The sequence below is a fragment of the Niallia sp. Man26 genome, from assembly GCF_022049065.2.
Classification (GTDB): Bacteria; Bacillota; Bacilli; order Bacillales; family Cytobacillaceae; genus Niallia.
On the sequence record NZ_CP095743.1, the window covers coordinates 2,023,283 to 2,046,971 of the forward strand.

The 23,689-nt window shown below is 38.1% G+C and carries 21 protein-coding genes, 1 pseudogene and 1 riboswitch; of the genes and pseudogenes, 3 read left to right on the plus strand and 19 right to left on the minus strand.

Going from position 1 to position 23,689, the window contains the following annotated elements:
- Positions 1–194: 194 nt before the first annotated feature.
- From L8T27_RS10240 to L8T27_RS10250, 3 genes are all read right to left on the minus strand, one after another.
- Complete coding sequence (locus tag L8T27_RS10240; RefSeq protein WP_237941462.1) at positions 195–1,910, minus strand: glycosyl hydrolase family 18 protein; 1,716 nt, start codon at positions 1,908–1,910, stop codon at positions 195–197.
- Between the two features lie 401 nt (positions 1,911–2,311).
- A complete protein-coding gene (gene thiT / locus L8T27_RS10245) occupies positions 2,312–2,920 on the minus strand; it encodes an energy-coupled thiamine transporter ThiT (protein ID WP_233313778.1) in 609 nt (202 codons plus the stop codon).
- Between the two features lie 104 nt (positions 2,921–3,024).
- Positions 3,025–3,127: riboswitch (TPP riboswitch) on the minus strand.
- Between the two features lie 51 nt (positions 3,128–3,178).
- Positions 3,179–4,675 (minus strand): aminotransferase class V-fold PLP-dependent enzyme, encoded by a 1,497-nt coding sequence (locus tag L8T27_RS10250; protein WP_237941463.1) that lies wholly within the window; start codon positions 4,673–4,675, stop codon positions 3,179–3,181.
- Between the two features lie 104 nt (positions 4,676–4,779).
- Here L8T27_RS10250 and L8T27_RS10255 point away from each other — a divergent pair, with 104 nt between their 5' ends.
- Positions 4,780–5,739: a tyrosine-type recombinase/integrase gene (locus tag L8T27_RS10255; protein WP_233313776.1), complete on the plus strand. Its 960-nt coding sequence runs from the start codon at positions 4,780–4,782 to the stop codon at positions 5,737–5,739.
- Positions 5,740–5,874: 135 nt separating this feature from the next.
- On the opposite strand, the pseudogene L8T27_RS10260 reads toward L8T27_RS10255, so the two are convergent.
- The 4 genes and pseudogenes from L8T27_RS10260 to L8T27_RS10275 form a co-directional block, all read right to left on the minus strand.
- Positions 5,875–6,132: pseudogene (locus L8T27_RS10260) on the minus strand (hypothetical protein); the annotation flags it as partial.
- Positions 6,133–6,254: 122 nt separating this feature from the next.
- Positions 6,255–7,211, minus strand: a complete 957-nt coding sequence (locus tag L8T27_RS10265; RefSeq protein WP_237941464.1) for a LacI family DNA-binding transcriptional regulator — start codon at positions 7,209–7,211, stop codon at positions 6,255–6,257.
- Positions 7,212–7,417: 206 nt separating this feature from the next.
- On the minus strand, positions 7,418–9,577 hold the full coding sequence (gene bglX, locus L8T27_RS10270) for a beta-glucosidase BglX (RefSeq protein ID WP_237941465.1): 2,160 nt from the start codon (positions 9,575–9,577) through the stop codon (positions 7,418–7,420).
- A 112-nt stretch (positions 9,578–9,689) separates the two neighbouring features.
- Positions 9,690–10,436 (minus strand): sugar phosphate isomerase/epimerase family protein, encoded by a 747-nt coding sequence (locus tag L8T27_RS10275; RefSeq protein ID WP_237941466.1) that lies wholly within the window; start codon positions 10,434–10,436, stop codon positions 9,690–9,692.
- A 212-nt stretch (positions 10,437–10,648) separates the two neighbouring features.
- Here L8T27_RS10275 and L8T27_RS10280 point away from each other — a divergent pair, with 212 nt between their 5' ends.
- Positions 10,649–10,846 carry an aspartyl-phosphate phosphatase Spo0E family protein gene (locus L8T27_RS10280; protein WP_237941467.1) on the plus strand — a complete coding sequence of 66 codons (198 nt, stop codon included), beginning with the start codon at positions 10,649–10,651 and terminating at the stop codon, positions 10,844–10,846.
- 38 nt (positions 10,847–10,884) lie between these two features.
- Here L8T27_RS10280 and spoIIP read toward each other — a convergent pair whose 3' ends face one another.
- The 6 genes from spoIIP to L8T27_RS10310 form a co-directional block, all read right to left on the minus strand.
- Entirely contained in the window at positions 10,885–12,024 is a 1,140-nt protein-coding gene (spoIIP, locus tag L8T27_RS10285) for a stage II sporulation protein P (protein ID WP_233313771.1), read from the minus strand.
- 176 nt (positions 12,025–12,200) lie between these two features.
- Positions 12,201–12,620, minus strand: coding sequence for a 3-hydroxyacyl-ACP dehydratase FabZ (gene fabZ / locus L8T27_RS10290; RefSeq protein ID WP_233313770.1), 420 nt, complete (start codon positions 12,618–12,620; stop codon positions 12,201–12,203).
- Positions 12,617–13,222 (minus strand): lysophospholipid acyltransferase family protein, encoded by a 606-nt coding sequence (locus L8T27_RS10295; RefSeq protein WP_233313769.1) that lies wholly within the window; start codon positions 13,220–13,222, stop codon positions 12,617–12,619. Before L8T27_RS10295 ends, fabZ begins: the two co-directional genes overlap by 4 nt.
- A gap of 170 nt (positions 13,223–13,392) precedes the next feature.
- Complete coding sequence (locus L8T27_RS10300) at positions 13,393–14,433, minus strand: sugar ABC transporter substrate-binding protein (protein ID WP_237941468.1); 1,041 nt, start codon at positions 14,431–14,433, stop codon at positions 13,393–13,395.
- On the minus strand, positions 14,426–16,159 hold the full coding sequence (locus L8T27_RS10305; RefSeq protein ID WP_237941469.1) for a methyl-accepting chemotaxis protein: 1,734 nt from the start codon (positions 16,157–16,159) through the stop codon (positions 14,426–14,428). The genes L8T27_RS10300 and L8T27_RS10305 overlap by 8 nt, the downstream gene beginning before the upstream one ends.
- Positions 16,160–16,361: 202 nt before the next feature.
- On the minus strand, positions 16,362–17,138 hold the full coding sequence (locus L8T27_RS10310) for an alpha/beta hydrolase family protein (protein ID WP_237941470.1): 777 nt from the start codon (positions 17,136–17,138) through the stop codon (positions 16,362–16,364).
- A 188-nt stretch (positions 17,139–17,326) separates the two neighbouring features.
- Here L8T27_RS10310 and L8T27_RS10315 point away from each other — a divergent pair, with 188 nt between their 5' ends.
- Positions 17,327–18,124 (plus strand): histidinol-phosphatase HisJ family protein, encoded by a 798-nt coding sequence (locus tag L8T27_RS10315; RefSeq protein WP_233313765.1) that lies wholly within the window; start codon positions 17,327–17,329, stop codon positions 18,122–18,124.
- Between the two features lie 144 nt (positions 18,125–18,268).
- Here the strand turns inward: L8T27_RS10315 and manA are convergent, their stop codons facing one another.
- From manA to L8T27_RS10345, 6 genes are all read right to left on the minus strand, one after another.
- On the minus strand, positions 18,269–19,216 hold the full coding sequence (gene manA / locus L8T27_RS10320; protein WP_237941471.1) for a mannose-6-phosphate isomerase, class I: 948 nt from the start codon (positions 19,214–19,216) through the stop codon (positions 18,269–18,271).
- Positions 19,217–19,319: 103 nt separating this feature from the next.
- On the minus strand, positions 19,320–19,655 hold the full coding sequence (locus L8T27_RS10325; RefSeq protein WP_233313763.1) for a hypothetical protein: 336 nt from the start codon (positions 19,653–19,655) through the stop codon (positions 19,320–19,322).
- Positions 19,656–19,683: 28 nt separating this feature from the next.
- Positions 19,684–21,648 carry a DUF6449 domain-containing protein gene (locus L8T27_RS10330; RefSeq protein WP_237941472.1) on the minus strand — a complete coding sequence of 655 codons (1,965 nt, stop codon included), beginning with the start codon at positions 21,646–21,648 and terminating at the stop codon, positions 19,684–19,686.
- Positions 21,620–22,525 carry an ABC transporter ATP-binding protein gene (locus L8T27_RS10335; protein ID WP_237942295.1) on the minus strand — a complete coding sequence of 302 codons (906 nt, stop codon included), beginning with the start codon at positions 22,523–22,525 and terminating at the stop codon, positions 21,620–21,622. Before L8T27_RS10335 ends, L8T27_RS10330 begins: the two co-directional genes overlap by 29 nt.
- Positions 22,526–22,544: 19 nt before the next feature.
- Complete coding sequence (locus L8T27_RS10340) at positions 22,545–22,907, minus strand: GntR family transcriptional regulator (protein WP_233313761.1); 363 nt, start codon at positions 22,905–22,907, stop codon at positions 22,545–22,547.
- A gap of 399 nt (positions 22,908–23,306) precedes the next feature.
- Complete coding sequence (locus L8T27_RS10345) at positions 23,307–23,642, minus strand: bh protein (protein WP_233313760.1); 336 nt, start codon at positions 23,640–23,642, stop codon at positions 23,307–23,309.
- Positions 23,643–23,689: the final 47 nt, after the last annotated feature.

The following is a 23,689-nucleotide window of genomic DNA, read 5'->3' on the forward strand; positions in this document are numbered from 1 at the left end:
GCTTTTGAACCCTCCTTATCTTGAACGTCTCCTAAAACTGTGTCCTTTCATTAACATTAAGCAACGGACTAATCTTGACTGCATCCACTTGAAAATGAAAAGACAAAAGCACACCCTTTCATGATAAACCGAATCCAAAAGTTTTTGTCAGCATACTAAAAAGCCCTTCTTGCATAACCAAGAAGGGCTTTTCTTTATTTGCTGTTGTCTTCTTCTAAATCCATGGCTACCCATGCTGACTCGTCTGCAAAGTAGCGGGACCAGCTCGCAATTCCTGCCAAATCATACTCTTCTACAAGCTTTGCACGCTTAGATAAAGACAATTCATCTTCCAGCCAAATTTTATAGGTGGATTTTGTTTTTGAATCATAGTATTCGCCGTAGTTTTGGCCGCTTTCTTCATCATACGTTGGATTTACTTTATACGTATCTAACCATTCCTGCACCTTTTCCATGGAGAGACTCTCAGATGAGATTTCCCCGTTTTCCTTCTCTTCCCATAAACGTGCATATAATGGCACACCTAACACTAGCTTTTTATTCGGCACTTCCTCAAGCAAAGTCTTCAGGTTGTTCTCCACCCATGGAAGACTTGCAACACTGCCGGCTGTTGGTGAGGTTGCCCAATGCTCGTCATATGCCATAACAACTAAATAGTCGACAATCTCAGATAGATGATCTCTTTCAAAGAAAGCAGAGTAATTTCCGCCGGCAATGAATGTGATATCCATCGAGACTGTTAAACCTGCATCATGGAAGTAAGGCGTTGCTTCTCTTACGAACTGCGTCACATATTTGCCGTCCTCTTCATTTACATTCTCAATATCAATATTGATGCCGTCAAGGTTGTACATTTCACTGTATACAAGGAGCTGCCTGATTACTTTTTGTCTCGTCTTGAAGTCTTTAAAAACATCATGAGTCTTTTGAGGGTCAAAATCATTGGAGAATAACCCCCATACTTGATAGCCTTGCTTATGCGCCCATTTTACGTAATCCGCTGAGCCGAGATTGCTGACATTTCCTTTGTTGCCAGACAGCTTAAACCATGTAGGTGACACAACATTAACACCATCCATTTTAGGAATTTTTGAAGTGTCTGGATTCTGAGAATAAACAGCTTCCCATGTAAGGTTGACTGGACCGTCTATTTTTTTCAGCGCAGGCGTTTTTTCCTCTACTTCAGCTTTAACTGTTATCGTATCCTCTGTATTAACAAGGTCTTTTTTAATATAACCTGCAACCCCATTGCTCTTACGCACAAAATAGTAGTCGCCCTCTTCCTTCTCAATCGTTACAGCTTCCTTTTGCTCAAGCTCACCAGTATAAGCAGAAAAAAGAGTCGGTTCTGTACGAAGCCTAGCAAAATCATCACGCACTTGTTTAGTGCTGAAAGTTGCCGCTGTTTTTTCCGTACCATCTTTCTCCAATAAAATGGCATTTGTGTCCTCACTAAGTTGGGTAAACTGGTACGGATAAAACTCGATTAACGGTTCAACTGCTACATAAACTTTCCCATTATCATCCTTTATTGGATGAAACTGCAGATCCACCGTTTCATCATTTACAAAATACGAAACAGATTCAGATGGAAACTGAACCACTTTATCTTTTGTTGTCGCTATTACCGAATTGCTTTCAGAATCATATGTGATGCTCTCATCTATATTTTCTTGCCAGAAGCTCAAAGGCAAGTAAGCAGTCCCATTGTCTATTAATGCATTGCCAGCCTGTTTTCCATCTAAAATAATCGGGTTTTCTCCATTAAAGTATTCAGCCGTTTTAGAGCTTGCAAATGGATAGAATATAAAGAAGATGCTCGTCACTACCAATAGAACAGCAAATGCTAGTCCCAGCAAGAATTTATACTTGTTAGGCCTTTTTGGTGCTTGAAAAGATATTTCTGCCATTACCTTCCTCCTGTGATGCATATCAAATGATGCCATATTTTTTCTATTTTAATAGAAAGATATTTTTATTCTAACATGAAAAAAGAGCAGACAAAAGGAAGAGCCTTTTCCATTTTTCTGTAAGTGTTATTCTGAAGGTTTGACAAGCAGGCTGCCAAACATTAAGTCAGCGTCTGTTTGAATCGGAAAGGATCTTTTTAACGAAAAGTCTTCTAAATCATAGATATTATCATTTCCTTCGATAATATATAGATAATCTTTATAGATTTCCCTTTATTCTTATATAAGCTAATTTTATATATTTGTTAACGTTTTCAAAATGACCAAATTAGTGTACTTTGTGAATATTTAATGAATATTACATCCAAAAAGGAGCCCTCTTTAGGACTCCTCTCCAACCACTATTTAGCTTCTGTATTTCCGGCATGATACCCTGTGCGCCCAGCAGGACGATTGAGCACTAATCGCGGTGCTGCTCCAAGCAGAATAACAACGACAATGGCACATAGTATGGATGCACCGATGAATGGAACTCCATTGTAAAAGAGTGAATAGGCAAAGGCTGACTGACCTTTTGGTGCGTATTGAGCCCAGATTGTTACGCCAGCAAGAAAGTGCCAAAAATAACGGACAAAGCTTCCAAAAAGGATGCCGGCAACCATTAATAGTGACGCGGCGCCTTTTTCACCATTTTTTAATTTATTTTGAATAGCTGGCATGAACAGCCCGGCAAGCCCGATGCAGGCAAAGGCAAGGAAGTACTCAAGAATAACTTGCCAAAAAGCCAGTGCTTGTAAATCTCCTGTGACGATTTGCAGCAGCCCCCATAAAAAGCCGGCTGCAACGCTTGCTTTAAAACCCCAGCGGAAAGCAATGATAAAGATTGGCACCATTGCGATGGAAATAGAGCCGCTTGCGCCAAGATGTATCGATGGCAGCAAATCCAGTACTAGTGCAAAGGCTGCGAAGATGGCGATTTCAATTAAAACAACTAACCCCATTTTTTTCATAAAAAATCCCCCTTGTTATATATGCATACCAAAGGGGAGATGAAGTAAGATTAATGTGTTTTTTCCGCATAAAAAAGTTAAGAATAAACTTATCTACTTAGCTAATTGTCTTTTAGCCACGATCCCTACGCTAGTATTAACTAACAGGTTCTAAGGGTCTGATCATTTAAGATCACTCTCAGCATACATGCTCCCCCTGTGGTTTGCTTTTTATTCAATTGTATATATTTTAGCATACACTTATTTAAAAAGCAGTTTCTATTTTAAGGAGGATTTAAAAATATCCGTATGATTATCATTACTTCGTAATGCACAAACATATTCATTGCTTCGAGGCATATAGCAGTAATCCTTCTGCCATTCTTCTTTATACATGATTATCTTTTTAAAAGCATGGATAATAGAATAAACTTCCTTATTGGTCATTGTCGGGTGAAGCGAGATTCTTATCCACCCTGGTTTATTTGTGAAGATGCCCTTTTGAATCTCTGCACTTATTTGCTTAGATTGCGCTTTACTCATACCAAGCAAATAGTGACCGTATGGGCCGGCACATGAGCAGCCGCCTCTTACTTGAATGCCGAATCGGTCATTCAAAAGCTTTGCTCCAAGATCAAAATGCAGCCCTTCACAAATTACGGAAATAATACCATGGCGGTTTTTATTTTCACCGTCCAGTATCGTTATTCCTGGTATTTTACTTAATTCTGTCATTGTCAAAGCGACAAGCTCCTGTTCACGCTGCTGCATTTTCTGGACATTCATTTCTTCCTTTAACTGAATAGCGAGAGCAGTCCTAATTGCTTGAAGAAAGCCTGGTGTTCCGCCGTCTTCCCGCTCTTCCAAATCCTTTTTATAAAGAACGTCTCCCCATCCGTTCGTAAAGTCAACTGTTCCTCCACCTGGATGATCAGGAATTTTTGCATGAATGAGCTTTTTATTCATTATAAGAACGCCGCTTGTACCTGGTCCACCTAAGAACTTATGAGGCGAAAAGCAGATGACATCTAGGAATGCTTCCTTATCCTCGGGATGCATATTCATGGTTTCATATGGGGCGGATGCAGAAAAATCAACAAGACAAATCCCGCCATATTGATGCATTAGTTTTGCTAGCTGATGATAATCAGTTTTTCTGCCCGTTACATTGGAGCAAGCAGTAAACGCTCCTATTTTCATATGCCTTTGCTTATGCAATAGAAGCAGCTCCTCTAAGTGACTGTAATCCACATCGCCATTGGCATCTGGCCGGATTGTGATTACTTCTGCCGCAGTTTCAAGCCACGACAGATAATTGGAGTGATGCTCCATATGTGTTACAAAAACAATTGGTCTTTCCTTAATAGTCAGCGTTCGTTTGTCCATATGTTTAATGCCGATTAATCTTTGAAATTTATTGATAACACCTGTCATGCCAAAACCATCAAAGATTAGAATGTCATCATCATTTGCATGCACGTGATTTTTAATGATGCTTTTTGCCTCATGGTAGGCATTTGTTATATAGGTGCCAGTTATGTTGGACTCTGTATGTGTATTTGCTACATAAGGACCAATTATGTCAACAAGGTTATCTTCAATTTTCCGATACAATCTTCCGCTCGCTGTCCAATCAGCATATAATAATTTTTGGGTACCATAAACAGTAGGGTAGGCAAAATCATCTCCGATAATATGTTTCTTGAATGAGCTAAAGTGTGATTCTAGCTCCGTCCCAATCACATATGTCGATTCTCCAATTTTAGCTCTTATCAACCTAAATCCTCCCTCTCTCTCACTTACTAACCTATGTTAAAATAAAGAAAGAAGTTAATCTAAATCCAGAAAAATTTTTTAAAAAAGAAAGGGGCTGAAAGCTTATGGCTATATTACCCGATTTTGCTCATGCTTTCCTAGAGGATTTGCACGAAGCCGGACGCTCTAAATTGACGCTAAAACAATACGAATCAGACTTGAAGAAGTTTTTTTCTTGGCTTGAAGCAGAACAGAAAAAAACGGATATGGATACGTTAAAGGCATTAAGAAAAGACGATATTCAAAAATACTTCGTCTACCTGCATAATAAAAAACTTTCCCATGCGACGATTCGCCGGTTAGCGACAGTGCTGAGCCGTTTCCTGAAATATTATCAATGTATTGCAGCCCATGATATTCATAAATTATCACACACAGCACCGCTCCGTTCCTTAACAAACAATGATTTTATTGAGAGTGAGGAGTTCACTAAACTGATCTATACTATGAAACTTCGATACTCGGAAGCAACAGGAAAAAAAGCAGCACGAAATTTTTTAGTGGAGCGTAATGCTGCCATTGCATCCCTTATCAGAGCATTCGGGTTAACACCGACAGAAGTGTATGCCATAACGATGGAGCAAATGAATCTTTCGCAAGGAGAGCTTTCGATACCTTTTGGGACAACGATGAAAAAGTTTGCTGTTGAAAATCAGATTATGGAAGATATCAGGACATATTTTTATTCTATTCCGAAGCTGTTTCGCCCGAAATATCACTCTAAGGATCCGCTTTTCGTTGCTTTTAATAATGTGTCTCTATCCTTTCAATATGATTATGACAGACAGAAGCCAAAAGCTTTATCCGTTCGTGCCATCCAGGAAATGATAAAGGATGAAGTCAAGCGGGCAGGCTTGCGAAAAATATCAGCAGTGACCTTACGGAATACAGCAATTTTAGAGGAAATTCAGCAAGGCAAATCTGATGAATATATTATGGAACGCTTCTCTCTTACAAGTGAAGCAGCATTGAGAAGATATAAACAATACTTGCTTGCGATGGATGAAGAAGTCTCCTCCAAGTAAATAAGAGCAGATGGATAATTCCATCTGCTCTTTTTAATCAGGCAAAGTGGTCAACTTCTTTTTTATTAAAAATACCTTTTCTAAAAACAGTCTAATCCGCGGGTATTTATCCTTCTTCTCCCACTTGCTTATCATCGTTAATACACTTGTTTTCGTAGACGCATAAGAGCCTATTGCAGAATAACCATAAAACCATCCCATAAACAGACCTGCTGTTAAACTATGTCTATGGCTGAAAAAGACAGAAATTATTAGTCCTAAAATAAGAGCGGTTGTTGGTCTGAATTTTTTAGGAATAGGAAAAAGCCACTTTATAAGCTGTGTAAGTACCATCACAATCGGCACTGCCGCCACGGCATCCCAGAAATTCGTCTGTATTGTCGGAAAGTCCATCATAGCCCCCCTTAAGATAGAAAAGCTCCATGCTCTTATTTTGCTGTTGTTATAAGGAAATATGCGGGTTTAGTAAATATAAAAAAAGCCTCAAGTTCAAAAACTTAAGACTGTAATAACCATTACGAAGAACCGCCAACCGTTATCGTAACCTCAATTTGTTCATTTTCAACTGCTTCGTTTGATAGCAGCTTTAATAAATTATTAGCAGCGATACAACCCCATTCATAGCTGGAATAGCTGATGGTGCTTAATCTTGGCACCATATATTGTGCTAATTCAATATTATCAAAACCTACAAGGAACACATCTTTGCCTATTTTATATTCCTTATCCTGAAGATAATTATAAATCCCAACAGCCATTTCATCATTTAAGCAAAATATTGCAATCGGCTCCCTGCAGTCTGCAAAAATTTGTCTTGCTGCCTCTTCGCCAGAATCTTTTAGGAAATTACCTTGTATTTCAATCAGCTCCACATTTGGGAACGAAAGTAATTCCTCCCTGACACCTTCCAGCCGTTTTTTGGAATCATAAGAACCAGCAGGACCTGTAACTGCATACAGCTTGTTCACCTTATGATGAAGAAGCTTCCTTACAGCTATTCTTGCACCAGCTTTATTATCCAAAAGCACTCCTTTAATATTTTCATGATTAAGCTCCCTGTCGAGCACTACGATTTTATAGCTTTTGTCAGCATAATTAAGCAGCTCTTCGTCAGTAAATGCCTGATCTAAAATAATACCGCCATCTATAACCTTTTCGAGTAAAAGGCGATGAGATTGAACACCAGAGCACGCAATTAATTCATACCCCTTCTCATTTAAAGCCTCACGCATCCCCCGAAGCAGCGGACCATAGAAATATCCTCCATAATCAGCCAAGAAGACACCGATTATCTTTGTTTGCTTCACCTTTAGCATTCTTGCCGCAGCATTAGGAACATATCCTAACCGATCAGCAATTGCCAATATCCGGCTTCGTGTCTCTGCCGTTACTTTTGGGCTCCCATTAAGCGCATACGAAACGGTTGAAATCGATACACCTGCCTCTTTTGCGATATCCTTAATTCCTGCCAATACGAATCCCTCCAATCTTGTAAAAGTTGCTATGTAAAATAAATCAATAATACTATTTTATCAAAATTACTAGGATAGTTCTTGTTGTGTGCAAGTTATTTTTTATGTAAGGAAGGGAGCCAGGAAATCGTCTGGATTTCCTGGCTCCGCTTATAAACGTTTTATTTTCCAAATAATCCACTGCAAAAACTTAGATGCCCATTAAATTAACTTTCTTTTGTTATCAACGCAAATCTCCCAGACAATACATCCTCACTGCTGCTGCCCACATACAATTCAAACAAGCCTGCATCACTAGTAAAGCTCATATCAGAATGGTAGTAGCGCAGCTGTTCTTCTGTAATTTGAAATTGGATGTCCTTTGTTTCCTTTGAGTTTAAGGTTACTCTTTGGAAGTCTTTTAGTTCTTTGACGGGACGGACTACTTCGCCTGACAAATCACGAATATAGAGCTGAACAATTTCTTCTCCGGAGTATTCTCCGGTATTTGTAATGGTTAGTGTGACTTGAACGGGTTTATCTGCGCTCATCTTATCGGAGGACAATCGCAGATTAGTGTATGTGAAGTTTGTATAGCTTAAGCCAAAGCCAAATGGGAGCAGCGGCTTATTTGGAATATCTAAATATTTGGATACATAATGATCACGGCTTACTCCGTCATAGGGACGGCCTGTATTATAAGCATTATAGTAAACTGGAATTTGCCCTGCTGAATAGGGAAAAGACATAGCCAGTTTTCCTGAAGGGTTCACTTTTCCATATAGAATATTAGCTATTGCAGCGGCTCCTTCTGTTCCAGGATACCATGCATCGAGCACAGCATCAGCTTCATCTAGGACACCGTGTAAATCAAGGGGACGGCCGTTGAACAGGATGACAGCTATTGGTTTATTTAATGTTTTCATCTGTTTAATTAGCTGCAGCTGCGCCTCCGGTAAAGTGATATCACCACGGCTGCAGGCTTCACCGCTCATGGAAGCATTTTCGCCGACTGCAAGAATTAGTATATCCGCGGCCGTCGCTGCTTCTATTGCCTCAGCAACTTGTTCTTCTGTTATAGTTTCAACATTACAACCTTGTGCGACGGACAGATTTTCTGTCATTGTTTTTAGTGCTTCATGGAGGTTTACTGTCTTTTCGATTTCTCCTTTCCAAGACCATGCTCCTAAGATGTCCGATGATTGTGCGAAAGGACCAATGAGGGCGATTTTCTGCTGTTTGTCCAAGGGCAACACGTTCTCATTTTTTAAAAGAACACATGATTTCTCTGCCAGTTTACGGGCAACTTCTCGATTGCTCTTAGAAAGGATCACTTCTTGTTCCTTTGCAGCATCTGCAGCTCTGTAAGGATTTTGGAATAACCCGAGCTTATCTTTCAGCTTTAGAATGCGCATCACTGCCTCGTCTAATAATGCCTCTTCCACTTTCCCTGTTTCTATCAGACTTTGCAGGCTGCTGATATAGCAAGGGGTCATCATTTCAATATCAACACCAGCAGTGATTGCCATACGGGCTGCTTCTGCTTCGTCATCAGCGACTCCGTGGGGAATTAACTCTTTGACTGCGCCCCAATCTGATATCAACACACCATTAAAACCCCATTCCTCGCGAAGAATTTCTCGCATGAGCCACTTGTTGCCGCTAGCTGGAATCCCATCAACGGTGTTAAAGGATGTCATGACCATTTCACAGCCTTCATCTAGTGCTGCTTTATAGGCAGGCAGATAGGATTCTCGCATTTGGCGTTCAGACATGTTGACAGTGTTATAGTCACGGCCTCCTTCTGAGGCACCATAGGCAGCAAAATGCTTCACACATGCAGCCACTTTGCTGTAATCTTCCGCCAGATTACTGCCTTGAAAGCCTCTCACAAATGCTTTGGCAAAAGCACTGTTTAAAAAAGAGTCTTCCCCTGTCGATTCAAGCACTCGGCCCCATCTCGGATCACGGACGAGGTCAACCATTGGTGCAAAGGTGACATGTACACCAGCAACTGCTGCTTCACTAGCCGCGACCGCTGCACTTTTTTCTGCCAGCTCCATATCCCAAGAACAGCCAATCGCTAAAGGAATCGGAAAGATTGTTTTATAGCCATGAACGATGTCTGACATGAATAGGAGTGGAATTCCATGACGATTGTTTTTTAAATGCTCCTCTTGTATTTTTCGCACCGTTTCTGCTCCAGAAACACCTAAAACAGAACCGCTGTTTTTAACAACAAAGCCGCTGATGTTCATCTCTTCAAATGGACCAGTTATTTCACCTGCCAAGCCGTAATAAAAATTTCCGGCGAGCTGGATTAATTGTGCGACCTTTTCTTCTAATGTCATGTTATGAATTATTGACTTCAGATTGAGCTCAACCATCTTTCTGCCTCCCCTTATCCCTTTATCGAAACGTTTCACTAACGATTACAATTTGAATTATAAGCGTTTTCATTTCTGAGGTCAACTTAAAAACCAAGGGGAGGACTTAATACTATAAACTTGCTACTATTGTTTGTAAATTTTGCAAACCGATTTCGACACTCGCTAATGGTGGCTGAGTAAATGCTTCTTGTTCAACGATCAGCCACTCTGTACCATTCTCGTAAGCTTTTTCAACAATACCCTTTATATTTAAACTGCCATTGCCGACTTCTGTACTTTCCCGTTTACTAGCATCCAAGTCCTTCACATGGATTAGCGGAGTTCTATCCTTCCATTTGTCCAAATAGTCAATAGCATTAATCCCTGCGTATTCTAGCCAGTATGTGTCAAGCTCTGCATTTAAATAGCCGGCTGGCACTGCCTTAAACAGCCTATCAAGAATAAATTCATCATCATTGCGGGCAAATTCATGGTTATGATTATGATATAAAAGGGATAATCCTGCAGCTGCAATCTTAACACCTGTTTTCTGCATCTTTTCTGCAAAATCATTCCACTCCTCGATTGTAGGAAAGTTTGCCCAAGGACACACAATATATTTATTTCCAAGCTCTTGCTCAAATTCTATTACCTTGTCTGTGTTTTGCAAAATATCCTCCATGCTGATATGAGAACCGGCAATTTTCAACCCTAGCTCCTTTAATTTTGCTTTTATTTCTTGTGCACTTTTCCCGTAATAACCTGCAAATTCCACACCGTCATAGCCCATGCTTGCTACCTTTTCCAACGTCCCGAAAAAGTCTTGCTCAGCCTCCTCTTTTACACTCCATAACTGCAATGCGATTGGCATTTTCATAGAATCTCTCCTTTTCATGGTTTGTATAAAATACTCAAGTACTTCTTTATATATTCGAGCGTACTTTTCCTCCTCTTCTGTCTAAATAATCGATTATTTTTAAAGTGAGTTGCAAAAGTTTAAAAAACATTCATTATTTGTTCATAATTTGACAGTATGATAGGTTATAAGGCTCATTTTTGTAAGGAATAATGAATAAGGGAGAATACATCTTGCTGAAGGAAAGGGATTGCAAAGAGGAAAAGCTTAATAAGTTGCTTATTAAAATCAATCATCTTCGCTGTGAGTTGTTGCTAATTGCGTCACAGGAAGGTTTAGAGAGTCTTGCTGTTTTGAATATCAGCCAAGAACTTGATGTGTATATCGTCAAATACCAGCAAGTTCTCAGCAGCATAAAAATAAACAAGTAACAGCCTCCTTTCCAAAATGAAAAGGAGGCTAAGGTAGTTTACTGTTCTGTTGCACCGTTTTCTTCCCAATATATTTCGGAGAAGACGTCGGCAAAAGCTTCGATTGTCCTATTCAGTTCTTCTTGGTTATTGTCGACACCGCCTACTTCAAGAAGGATAGCTTTATCTGAGTAGTTTTGATTGTATATACCATTGCCTGAATCCTGACTTTTTCCAAATACGCCTCTGCTGATACCAGGATACTTAGCAGCAAGTTCTTCATGCATTTTTTTGGCAAAAGCCTGGTTTTTTTCATAGCCTTCATAACCTTCACCGACAACAAAAACTATCTTTGCATATGACTTGCCATTAATAGTAGCAGTTGTTTTATCTTTCCGCAATGAATCTCTGTGTATATCAATTAAATACGTAAGATCTTTGTTTTCTGCCATGGCTGTTTCTACAATTTCACTTGAAGCATTATAAGAAGCAGTATACTTCCACTTCCGGTCTAACAGTCTTTGATTCATATTTGTTTTATCATGCTGAACCCCTATCCCTTCGTTTTGCAGAAGGCTAGTTAATTTAGTACCAAGACTGACTACATTAACCCGTTCATCCGCACTGATTGCATCATCTGGGTCTTTAGCATTCTTCAACAGCGGCAAATAAGATTCTAAATTATGTGTTTGATAGATAAGAACCCGTTTTTCTGAGGAAGTTTGATTTGAATTGTTGTCTTCTGATTTTGGGGTATCTTCGGTAATTTTTTCTTCGTCTGCTTCCTTCGGATTTTTTAGTATTTCATCAGAAGGTGTTGATTCATACGGCAATTGGGCGATGGTTGTCCCTTCTTCAGCAACAATGATTTTTGTATGATAAAAGCTTAGCTGGGGCAGCTCTCGTCCTAATAGTGTTCTTGTATCATCAAGGCTGATATTTGTGGCAACCTGAAAGAATAGGTTTGATAAGGAAATAGCGCTTCCTTCCTTTGGAAAATAGTGATTTTCAAAGTTAAAGAGCTGGGAGTATAAATTGGTGGCATCGACCTTGTCGAGGGCCTCTCTTATATAATCAGAGGAGAATTTTTGTGAAACTAGTGAAGTCGTTGCACCAGAAATTAAGATAAAAACAAGGATGACTCCTAAAACAGTAGTGTAAATGTATTGGAAATAGTATTTTAATTTTGATATATGCATAGGTCGTCTCCTTTCTCTCTAAATTTATATTCAATTGTAAGAGATTTAGAAGAACGAATTTATTTAACTTTTAGTTGCTTTGGTTTATTATTTTTATTTATAAATTGAGTGCGTAAAATTTATTATAAATTTGTTAAAAAAGCGTATGTAGTAGCTCCCTTACATACGCGAAAATTTTATTTAAAGGAAAACAGCAGCTCTGTTTCACAGATTAATTCACCGCGAACGGTTGCGATTCCTTTTGCTTTGGCAATCGTTTTTTTGACCTTTGTGACGAAAACCTCCATACAAAGCTCGTCACCTGGAAAGACTGGTCTTCTTATTTTACAGTCATTTATTTTTGCTAATAACGCCCATTTGCCTTCATGTTTTTTTTCACTGTGAATGGCTACTGCTGTTACTTGAGCAATTGCTTCAATGATTAACACTCCCGGCAAAATAGGGCTTTTTGGGTTTTGACCTGTAGCAAATGTGTCTTCTTTACTGATTTGCTTAACACCTACAGCCATTTTGCCAGCCTTCAATTCCAAGATTTCATCTACGAGGGGCAGCGGATAGCGGTTTAAAATATCTTTTACAATGGCTAAATCAATCATTGCTTTTTCCCTCTTGCATCCAGCTGCAGCTGCAGACTTGCCATAACATCAGTCATTTCTTGCGTCAGCTCCGCAACATCTTTTCTCGAGCCGTCTTCCTTTTGCAGTAAAATCGGATCGCCGAACATTACTCTAATTTTATTTCCTTTTAGCAATCCCTTAAGATCTGTCGGACCGCTGTAAGCTGCTGGCACAATCGGCACTTTAGCAAGATTGGCGATTGTTGCTGCTCCTCTTTTCAGCGGAACATCCTCGGACGTTCTTGTCCCGCTTGGAAAGATGCCGACGATTTTCTTCTCTTTCAACAGTTTAACAGGCGTCTTAATACTGCTAGGCCCAGGATTTTCCCGGTCTACTGGAAAGGCGTTAATGCTGTTAAGAAACTTGGCAGCATTAGGCTTTGTGAACAGCTCTTTTTTTGCCATGAAGTGAATCTGTTTCGGCAATAGTGATGTTCCAAGTGCCACAACATCGATCCAGCCAATATGAGAGCAGGCAACAACATAACCTGTATCCTTTGGCAGTTTATCCTTGTTTATCGCCTCACTGCGCCCAAATATTTTTAAAACAATATTGGCAAAATTACTTGTGAATGTATACATGTTAAATCTCCTTTATGTAAAAATACAACGAATTATTTATGATTAGTATAACATCTGCTCTTAGTACTAGATACTATATTTTTCTATACCTTTAATTATATACTATCCAACTGAAAAAGAGTAGTCTCATCTACACACAAAAGGAGCTCATTCCTAAGCTCCTTAAGTGATTATTCTAAGTCATCCTTGTTAATAAAATTATCCTTGATTACTGTATCCTCTATATTGCCTTTAGTGACTGCTACTGGATCGAGGAGGATTGCTGGAACGTCGATTTTGCCGTTGTTCACTGTTGTTGTTGTTTCGATTTTTTCCTGATTCCCCGCCTTCATCGCGATATTTGCAGCATTTTCTGCAATTGCTTGAATCGGTTTATAGACTGTCATTGTTTGTGTTCCTGCAAGGATGCGTTTAATTCCGTCAACCTCTGCATCTTGGCCGGATACTGGAATCTTTAAGCCGCTTGCGTTTAAGGCATTAATAACACCGCCGGCAGTGCCGTCATTTGCTGCGATAACTGCCTGAATGTCATTTTTATTAGCTTTTAAAGCTTGCTTCATGTTGCTCTCGGCTGTTTCTGGCTTCCATTCAGCTGTATATTGATCATATACAAGCTTAATTTGTCCTTTATCTATATACGGCTTCAGCACGTCCATAGCTCCTTCTCTGAAGAGGATGGCGTTATTGTCTGTCTCAGCACCGCCGATATAAGCAAAATTCCCTTTATTTTGTTTTTTCAAAATTTCTTGTGCCTGCAGCTGGCCGACTTTTTTATTATCATAAGAAATATAATAATCAACATCAGCATTTTTAATTAATCGGTCATAAGATATTACTTTAACATCTGCCTTATGAGCTATTTCCACTATCTCAGCAGATACTTCGGCATTATGAGGTACAACGACTAAAACATCAACACCTTCTGCAATCAACAATTCAGCCTGTTTAATCTGCACACTGTCAACCCCGTTGGCAGCAAGTGTTTTCACCTCACCGCCAAGCTCCTTAACAGTCGTTTCAAAAGCATCTTTATCTTTATACCAGCGTTCTTCTGCGAGAGTATCGAGAGAGAAGCCGACATAAACTTTACTATCATCTTGTGAAAGCTTTATTTTAGCTGTTTCCTTAACTGTATCTTGAGAGCAGGCGGACAGAAGGGAAATGCTTAGTACCATTGCTCCTGCTGCTAGTTGTTTATGCAGTTTACGCATGTCCCTTTTCCTCCTTCTCTAGTTCAAATTTTTGAATCATATTGTTCATATCATCTACCATTTGCGTAATTTCTTTAAAGTTTGCCGTAATGCTTGTCATCATATCATTTTGCTGCATCATCGAAGCAGAAACTTCTTCAAAGGACGCTGCTGATTCTTCCGACACAGCTGCAATCTGCTCAACAGATGTACTTATGCCTGTGCTCGTTTTGCTGAATTCTTTAATGATTTCAGAAATGTTCATCGTTTTATCTGTCAGATTAGCAATGCCTGCCAGGATTTCATTAAAGGAGCTTTCCGTTAATTTAATTTGTTCTGCTCCTTTGTTTACTTCCTCATACCCTTTTTCAAGCTGAGTCAGAGATTCAATACTGTTTTCCCGAATGGCTGTTACTAATCCTGTAATATCATTAATAGAATCAGAAGTTTGCACAGCCAACTTACGCACTTCCTCTGCCACTACAGAAAAACCTTTGCCAGCTTCCCCTGCTCTTGCTGCTTCAATCGAGGCATTTAAGGACAGCAAGTTTGTTTGCTCTGCAATTGATTTAATAAATGTGACAAGTTCAGTAATATTAGCTGTATTGCTTTCAAGCTCTTTCATTTTCTTAACGCTGCTTGTTACAACTGTATTAATCGTATGCATCTGTTCTAAGGACAAATGCATCAGTCTGCTTCCCTCTTTGCTTGACGTTGTAACAGCCGCGGATGTTTTTACTAATTCATTTGCATTTTCATCTGCTTCGGCAATTTGATGATTGAAATCTTGCATATTTGCGGCAATCGTTGAGGCTGCATCTGCCTGGACATTGACCCCTTCTACTAGCTCCATTACTGTCGTTGTCATCATATCAATTGTTTCGCTTACCTCAACAGCTGCTTCTGATACTTCCATACTTCTTGAATCAAGATTTGTCGACATCCCAGAAATACCATGTATTGTCTCTTTTAAACTTGAGCCCATTTTATTAATAGATTTGGATAATTGACCAATTTCATCACTGGAATCTTCCGCAAGTGGTGCAATAGCGAGCTTTCCATTTGCGATGGAATCGCTTACCTCAATGACATGTTTTAACTGACTTTGTACTCTTCTTGAGATGATGATTAAAATAGCACTGGAAACTACAATTGTCACAACAGTCAATACGCCGACAAGCAAGCTAGTTCTGCTTACAAGGGCTTTTAATGCAGTTATTGACTGATTATTTTCTGCAGCGACAAGCTTGTTCAACTGCTCCCCTTCATCTGTTACCTTTACTTTTAACTCTGTGATTTCTTTTTCCAATTCTTTATATGCTGTTGTATTAAAGTCCTTCACGTTCGGAACAACAGAGTTGAAAAATATTTCATCAATTTTTTGGTTATTTTCAATCAGCTGTAAATATATTTTTTTCGCTTCTTCGCCTTCTATACTACTCTCGACTTTAAGTGCAGTCGCTGTAAACTTTTTACTTAATTCTAAGTATTCATCAAGTTTTTGATCGTTTGCATCAAGAAAATAAAGCGGTATTTGCGTATTTTTCTCTTGAAATAACGCCACTAACTCCATTGTGTTAATACTTAGCTCGTTTTTGCTGCTTACTTCATCGTTGTTTTTGGACATCTTATTTAAGGATACAAAGGTTATTGATATAGAAGTGATAAATAATACAAGTGTCAACAAAAACACAATTCCATATTTATAGCCTATTCTAAGATTTTTGAATTTAAATTTTTCTGTCAAAAAGAGTCCCTCCTATCTCTACCGGTAATATCGACAGCCGCAAACAAATGTTGAATAGGTTATGAAAAAAATTTTTCCTCCCAAAAAACATGATAAAAAAACAGCAATAAAAAAAGGATTCTGTCTGCAGAATCCTTCGCACTACTAAGTTTTCGTTATCCTAATCTCTCAGTTTAGTATGTTTTTAGAGTAAACGAACAAATCACAACATTTGTTTATTAAGCCATTGAACTGTCTTCTCTATCAGTTGTTCATAATGACTGGCACAAGAAAAAGTATGCTCTCCGTTTTCTATGATAAAAGCTTCTGCTGTGCCATTTGCACGTTGTTCGTAATTCCGTTTATATTCTTGGAGGTAATCATGGGGAATATCTGAATCACCATTGCCATGCAAAAGCAGGACATCACCATTAAAGCTGGTGCATTCTTGCAAAGGCTGATACTTTTTCATCGACTGAAAGAAATAGCCTGAAAGTGGATAGCCGTAAAAATCGATTGTCTCGGTTTCTGTTAAAGCGGAAACCTCATCCGCTCCGACTATTTTCGCTAAATCTTCATACGGGTTTCCAACGGCTGCCCACTGGATTAGCTTGCTTACTCTGTCATCTCTGTTCGCTTGAAGCAGTGTTACAGCGCCTCCTAAACTGTGACCAAGAAGAATAATTTCGTCTGTTTCCTCTTGTCGGCATGCATAGTCTATCACTGTTTTCGTTTGAGCAATCAGGTCACTCAAACCAAATTTGCCGTACTCGCCTGTGCTTTCACCGCAGCCTGCATAATCAAATCGATACACAGTATAACCGTTATTTACAAGCTCTGCTGCTGATTTCACAAAGAGACGATCCACTCCAATTCGGCTGCCAATTAAGCCATGGCAAATCAGGATAACATGATTATTTTTATTAGCTCTGTTTCTTGGATAGTCGATGGAAAGGGCAAGTTCTTCTTGCTTCCACATTAGCCTTTGATGAATTGTCATTCGTTTACCTCCCATAATCCCCTTAAATAAACTTTTCTTACAGGTTTACTTGGTTTTAATATACGCTTTTTTCTTATCTTTATATTATAGAGTGAAAACTGTTTTTTTGTCAAAAAGAATTAAATAAACTGACATGTAATTTATACTATGAAATAATAGATAGAGAGTCTTTTCATTTAGGAGGAATTATGCAATATTATACCGATTATCATCATCACTCCAATCATTCCTTTGATTCCAAAGCCGATATGGAGGAAATTTGCCAAAGCGCAATCCATAATGGCGTTCATGAAATCTGTTTTACAGAACATTTTTCTGTCAACCCGAACGCGCCTACCTTTGGGCACATGGAGTGGGAAAAGTATTTAAACGATATTAATAAATGCAAGGAACTGTTTAAAGGAAAACTCACGATAAAGCTCGGGATTGAATTATGTGAACCTCATCAAATGATGGACAGCTATCATCGTGTGCTGTCACCAATACCTTTTGATTTCATATTAGGATCTGTCCATAATTTAGGTGGCACAACCCTTAGAAAGTTTATGAATGCACATCCTGAAAAGGATATATACGAAGACTATTTCCTTGAACTAAAGGAAATGGTTAAAAATGCGGATATTGATGTTATCGCCCATTTTGACTTAATGAAACGCTATGCTTTTTCTACAAGAGGTTTATATGACTTTACTAAGCATAAAGACTTAATCGCTGACATTTTGACAATCGCCATCAACAGGGAAATCGGTCTTGAAATTAATACATCCGGCTTAAGAACAAGCCTTGAGCTCTCTATGCCACATGATGACATCTTAAAGCTGTATAAAGAATTAGGCGGACAGCTTCTGACAATCGGTTCTGATTCCCATCATGCCGCAACAGCAGGCGCGGGTTTTAAAGAAGGAATCGAGCTTGCAAAGGCATGTGGATTTACCCACTTCTACACATATTCTTTGCGTAAGCCGACCGCTGTTAAAATTGGCTGATTGAAAGCTTTCCTTACGAGGTGATTTATGCACCTCGTTTTTGTATATATAATCAGATTATTGGTAATGACTCCATCTTAAATAGCCACTTTTTCTGGTGATTTTCAACAAAAAAAGAGGTGCCCTATGCACCTCTTTTCGACATTATAGATAAGAAACTATCAATTCACTGCTTCCTTCCAGTTCAAAGCTGCCAAAATCGCTAGGCAGTAGGAAGTGATCGCCTGTTTTAAACGGATAAACAGCAGAATCTTTTTTAATGCTGCCTTCCCCTTCAATGACACTGCATAGAAGAAATAGTTTTGTCTGATTGTTTATGCTCGAACCTTGTAGTTCCCATTTCTCAACAGAAAAGTAAGGGCACTCAATAAAGGTGGTTGCTGTTAAGTCACCATTTGTTTTTACCTTCACATCATACTCGTCCGCTTTATGAGGAACTGTTGTAACAGCAACTGACTGTTCAACATGCAGCTCTCTAGTATTGCCGTTTGCATCCTTCCTGTCATAATCATAAACACGGTAGGTTGTATCGGAATTTTGCTGTGTTTCCAGTATAATTATGCCTTCGCCAATTGCGTGAATAGTCCCACTTGGCACGAAGAAGAAATCACCTTTTTTAACTGGCACTTTATTCAGCAGCTCAGTCCATTTATTTTCAGTAATCATGCTGGCTAATTCTTCTTTTGTTTGAGCATGGTGGCCAAAAATAATTTCAGCACCTTCCTTGCAGTCTACAATATACCAGCATTCTGTTTTTCCTAGCTCTCCATTTTCATGAACTTTTGCATATTCATCATTCGGGTGCACTTGGACAGATAAATCTTGATTGGCATCCAAAATTTTTGTCAGTAAAGGAAAACGGTCTCCTTCGGCATTTCCAAATAGCTCACGGTTGTATTCCCATAATTCACCTAGAGTCTTACCAGCAAACTGGCCGTTTTTAACAACGCTCTGTCCATTTGGATGAGCAGAAAAAGCCCAGCATTCACCTGTAGTTTCTGTCGGTATATCGTAGCCGAAGCTGCGAAGCTCCGTTCCTCCCCAAATACGGTCCATAAAGATCGGATTAAAAAATAGCGGTTCAAAATTCATATAGTTTTAGTGCTCCTTTAAATGTTTGTTTTCCAAATTTATTCTACCATATAATGGGGCAATTTCTATCTATTTTCAAAATAAGAAAACAAAAATGGCAGGATTAACATCCTACCATGCTTCCGAGCTTTTTTTCTGCTTTGCTTTCTTTTTTAGTTGAGCTTAACGAGCTAGCTTCACTCTCCTTCATACGGCGCAGGAGCTTCTCCTTTTGCTCAACTGTTGAATTTTTACAATTGATTGCCGTGCGAACTGCGAGCTTCTGCACATATTTCTCCCATTCTGCTTGAGCCATACTTGTTTTATCAAGACTGGAAGTTACCGCCTTCTGCACGACAAGCTCCGCTAATTGCTGCTGCTTAATAATACAGAAGACAGAGCGGAAAAGCTTCTGGGCAAGGACTGCAATATATGCTTCGTTTATGTAATTGTCAGTCATTTGCACCTCCGCCTTTCCTATCATTCACTTATTTTTCCAGACTATTTTTAATACTTTCTGGTAAGTTTTCTTCCGTAATGTAATTTACTTCTAATCCATATTGATCTCTTGTCTTTACATATACGGCATATTTTTCTTTCCCATAAGAATAGGTTGAAATAATCTCTTTTTGTAAGCTTTCTGTATTTACTTCTACTTTATTTGAAAGCTTATCTAGTTCTTCTTCAATATTTTCAGGAACATAATCATAATCACGGTTAATATCAATCCCTAAATCACGAGCTTTAAACACAACAACTTTTTCAACAAATTCCGGTTTGATGGTCAGTTCATTATGATATCCATGCTTTTTTAACCATGCAATCGTTTGTTTATCTTTTAAGGTTATAAAACTATCATAATAATTGTAATTATTTTCATCATTCTCTTTTAGGATAGAAATACTTGCAGAAGAAATATATCTGGTTTTCATATCTTCATATGACTCTTTCTGCTTGTCAGCAGTTAACGCAGACAAAAAGCCTTTAAGTTCTTCGGGATTAGTTATGGTAATAGCTCCGCCTTCATAAGAAAATTCGAGCGTTACCTCTGTAATATTCGTTTGTGACTCAAAATCATACACTTGCTGCTTATATTCCTTTGATTCATAAATCGGCTTAAGCCATTTACTATAATCATCTTGATTAATTGTGTATGTTCTTGTCACTTTCTTATTATTGTTGAGCTTATATTCTATTGTCAGCGGTATTACACTTTCCCCATATATTTCTACTGTGTTTTGTGTTTTAATCAATTCACGTTGCATCTCTATAACTTTTTCCATGTTTTCTGAAGAAGACAGTTTCTTCATTGCCTCATCTGTATACGTCATACTGTCATTTATAGCTACGCTTTTAATGTCATTCACTTCTGGAATGTATTGTTCATATTTGTTAATTAAGAATGGTGAAACTCCTGCCACAATTACTACTGCAATAAAGAAATAAGCATATCCTTTTAGGCGGTTGAATACTCGCCATGATTTTTGGATAAACATTTCACCAATCAAATAGCCAATTAATGAGCCGATTAAAAGACCAAACAGATGAAAACCGATGCCGTTATTCATCACTTGAAAATACAAACCAGCCAAAAGCATAAAGCAAATCGTGACTGTGTACTTAAACAATCCTCTCAAGTTACGGAATGTCAAGGTCTGATATACAGTTTCAGCATTGCGTCTTTTGTAAAGAAGCATTGCAGCCACATAAAAAATGACTGATACGACAATATAAGCTATACAAACCTTTAAGTCTGAATAATTGCTGTAGATGATGGCTGGTGCCAGTATCGGTGACAAATATATTAATTTGTCAGAGATATATTTTTCGAGAGGAAAACCATACACATAGGTGCTGAAGTTATAAAAAACCATAAAGATAACTCCTGCTGGAAATAGCAGAAAAAGAGCTGTAAACAATCCTTGAGTAATGGATAAACCTGTAAGCATGCCGACAAAGATACAAGCAAAATATATTACCGATGTATAAACAGTAAAAATGCCAATCCAGCTCCAAATACTTTTAATAGAAATAAATATTCCTAGATCAAAAATTGAATAAGCTGCCATTAGAATTAAACCATTTAAAACTACTGGTAAAACTAACACAATAAAGCCGTTCCAAGTAAAAAAATGAAACAGGAACTTTCTGCTGACAGGCAAGCTGTGCATTAAATCGCTAAATGCTTTATTTTGTATATAACGAAACAGAAAAATGCCAAGCAAGATAGGAGTCAACAATAAGACACCCATTTGAATCTCTGGAATGACATCGAAAATCTGTTCAAATACTATGTTATTTCCCCATTCTTTGTATTCCTTTTTGTCTAAGAGAACTAGATGCATTGGTATCGCAAAAAACAAGACTAAAAAAGAAAGAATACCAATCCAGCCGACATTGCGGAAGATTAATAGATATAATTGCTTATAATATAAAGGTTTCTTTGATGGCATAATCTAATTCCTCCATTTGATAAATAAAAATCTCTTCTAATGTAAGAGGCAAGATATCCAGCAATAAGGGCGATAATAGCTCAATCTGTTTGACAATTGCTTCTCTATCTCCTTTAATGATAAGCATGCTGACACTTCCGCGCTGTTCAAAATGAACAATGTCTAAAGAATCTTTCAATAATTCTTTTGCACCTTGTTCGGAAAAAGCGACTTGGATTTTGTGGAAATCAAGCTTTATATCATCAATATCATTTTCAATCAAACATTTTCCTTTATGAATAATGCTGATATGGTCACATAAATCTTCCACTTCTGAGAGATTATGAGAAGAAATGATAACCGTCATTTCATTTTCTGCGACTTGGTTTACGATTAGTTTCTTTACTTTCGAACGTATAACAGGATCCAAGCCGTCAAAAGGCTCATCTAATATTAAAATTTCCGGCTGTGTGGAGAAAGCAAGCCAAAAAGCGATCTGTCTTTGTACACCTTTGGAAAAATGATGGATTTTTTTATTTTTGTCTATAGCTAGCTGATCTCCCATTTTATTGAATAATTCATCATTCCAATTGGAGAACTGTTCCTTGTAAAAAGAAGCCATTTGTTTTGTTGTATAATGCGGTAAAAAAGAAGGATAGTCTGCAATAAAGAACATCTTCTGTTTCAGGGAAGTATTTTCAAATACCATCTCTCCATCTACTGTTACCGTTCCTTCTTCCTGCTTATAAATTCCCGCTATCATTTTTAAGATTGTTGTTTTTCCTGCCCCGTTGGAGCCAAGCAGTCCATAAATGCTACCTTTTCGTATATTCAAACTCATATGGTCGAGAATGATATCCTTATCAATGCGCTTTACGACTTGTTTTAATTCAATCATCGGCATTATTCCCTCTCCCTTAATTAATCAATTTCCTGATATGCATAAGCAAATCCTCAGGCTGAATGCCTAAGTACAATGCTTCTTTCACCGCTTTTTCCAACCTCTCTAGCGCCTCTTTTATTTTGCTGTCATCTTGAACGAACTCAGAAGCCTTCACAAAGCTGCCCTTTCCTTGAACGGAATAGATGTAGCCTCTTACTTCGAGCTCACGATAAGCCTTTTGGATGGTATTCGGATTAATCGTCAGCTGTGTCGCCATCGTTCGAACAGATGGAAGCTGTTCATCAGCCTTCAGCACTCCTGTCACAATCAGCTCGATCAACTTTTCCACCAGTTGTTCATAGATAGGTGTCCTGCTTCTTATATCCAGTTCAAACATATTCAGCCCCCCATCTGTACTAAGTGTACTATTATTCGTAATACAGTTATTATATTATATAAAAAGCTCTAAAAAAAGAACTAAAATGAATTTTTTTCCTTTATTTCCATTTTCATTTCTTGTCAGTTTGCCATTTCACAGAGCAAATATACCTCTTATTAGCAAGAATACCATGTAATATATTGCTGAGATTTCCCATACAGGAATGGTGCGTTTCACTTTTGACATACATCTTTGTTCATTTTTTGTTTTAACTGCAGATTATTTAAATTAAATTAATATTTTTATTGCTTGTCCCTAGTTTCTGCAAAGATCAATATTCCAATTTAGAAAAGCAGTATTTTTTTCTTCATAAAAAAACAGGATAGATAACTATCCTGCTGCGGTATTTTAAGCTATTTAGTTGCCGTCTTTAAATTTCTTTAATGCCGTTCTTGTTTCATCCATATATCTTTTAAGTCGATATGGTTTGCTTAGCGCACGTTTTGGAAATTCTCCAAGAAATTTATTTAAATCATCTCTGTATTCTTGGGTTAGTCTAGTAGGTTTTGTAACAATTCGTTTATATATTTCTTTATATAGCTCTCTTTTCGGATTCAAATGCATATCAAGTTTACGGTGGCAATTTGTACACTCTGTACTAGAGATTTTATGGTTTAAATATTGAACACTGTGCAGAGTTTCATCTTGACAATGTGAACAATATAGGAAGACATCTAATTTTGTGATTTCCATCGTAATCTCTCCTTATCCTTAATGAGGAAAATTGATTCCGTATTATG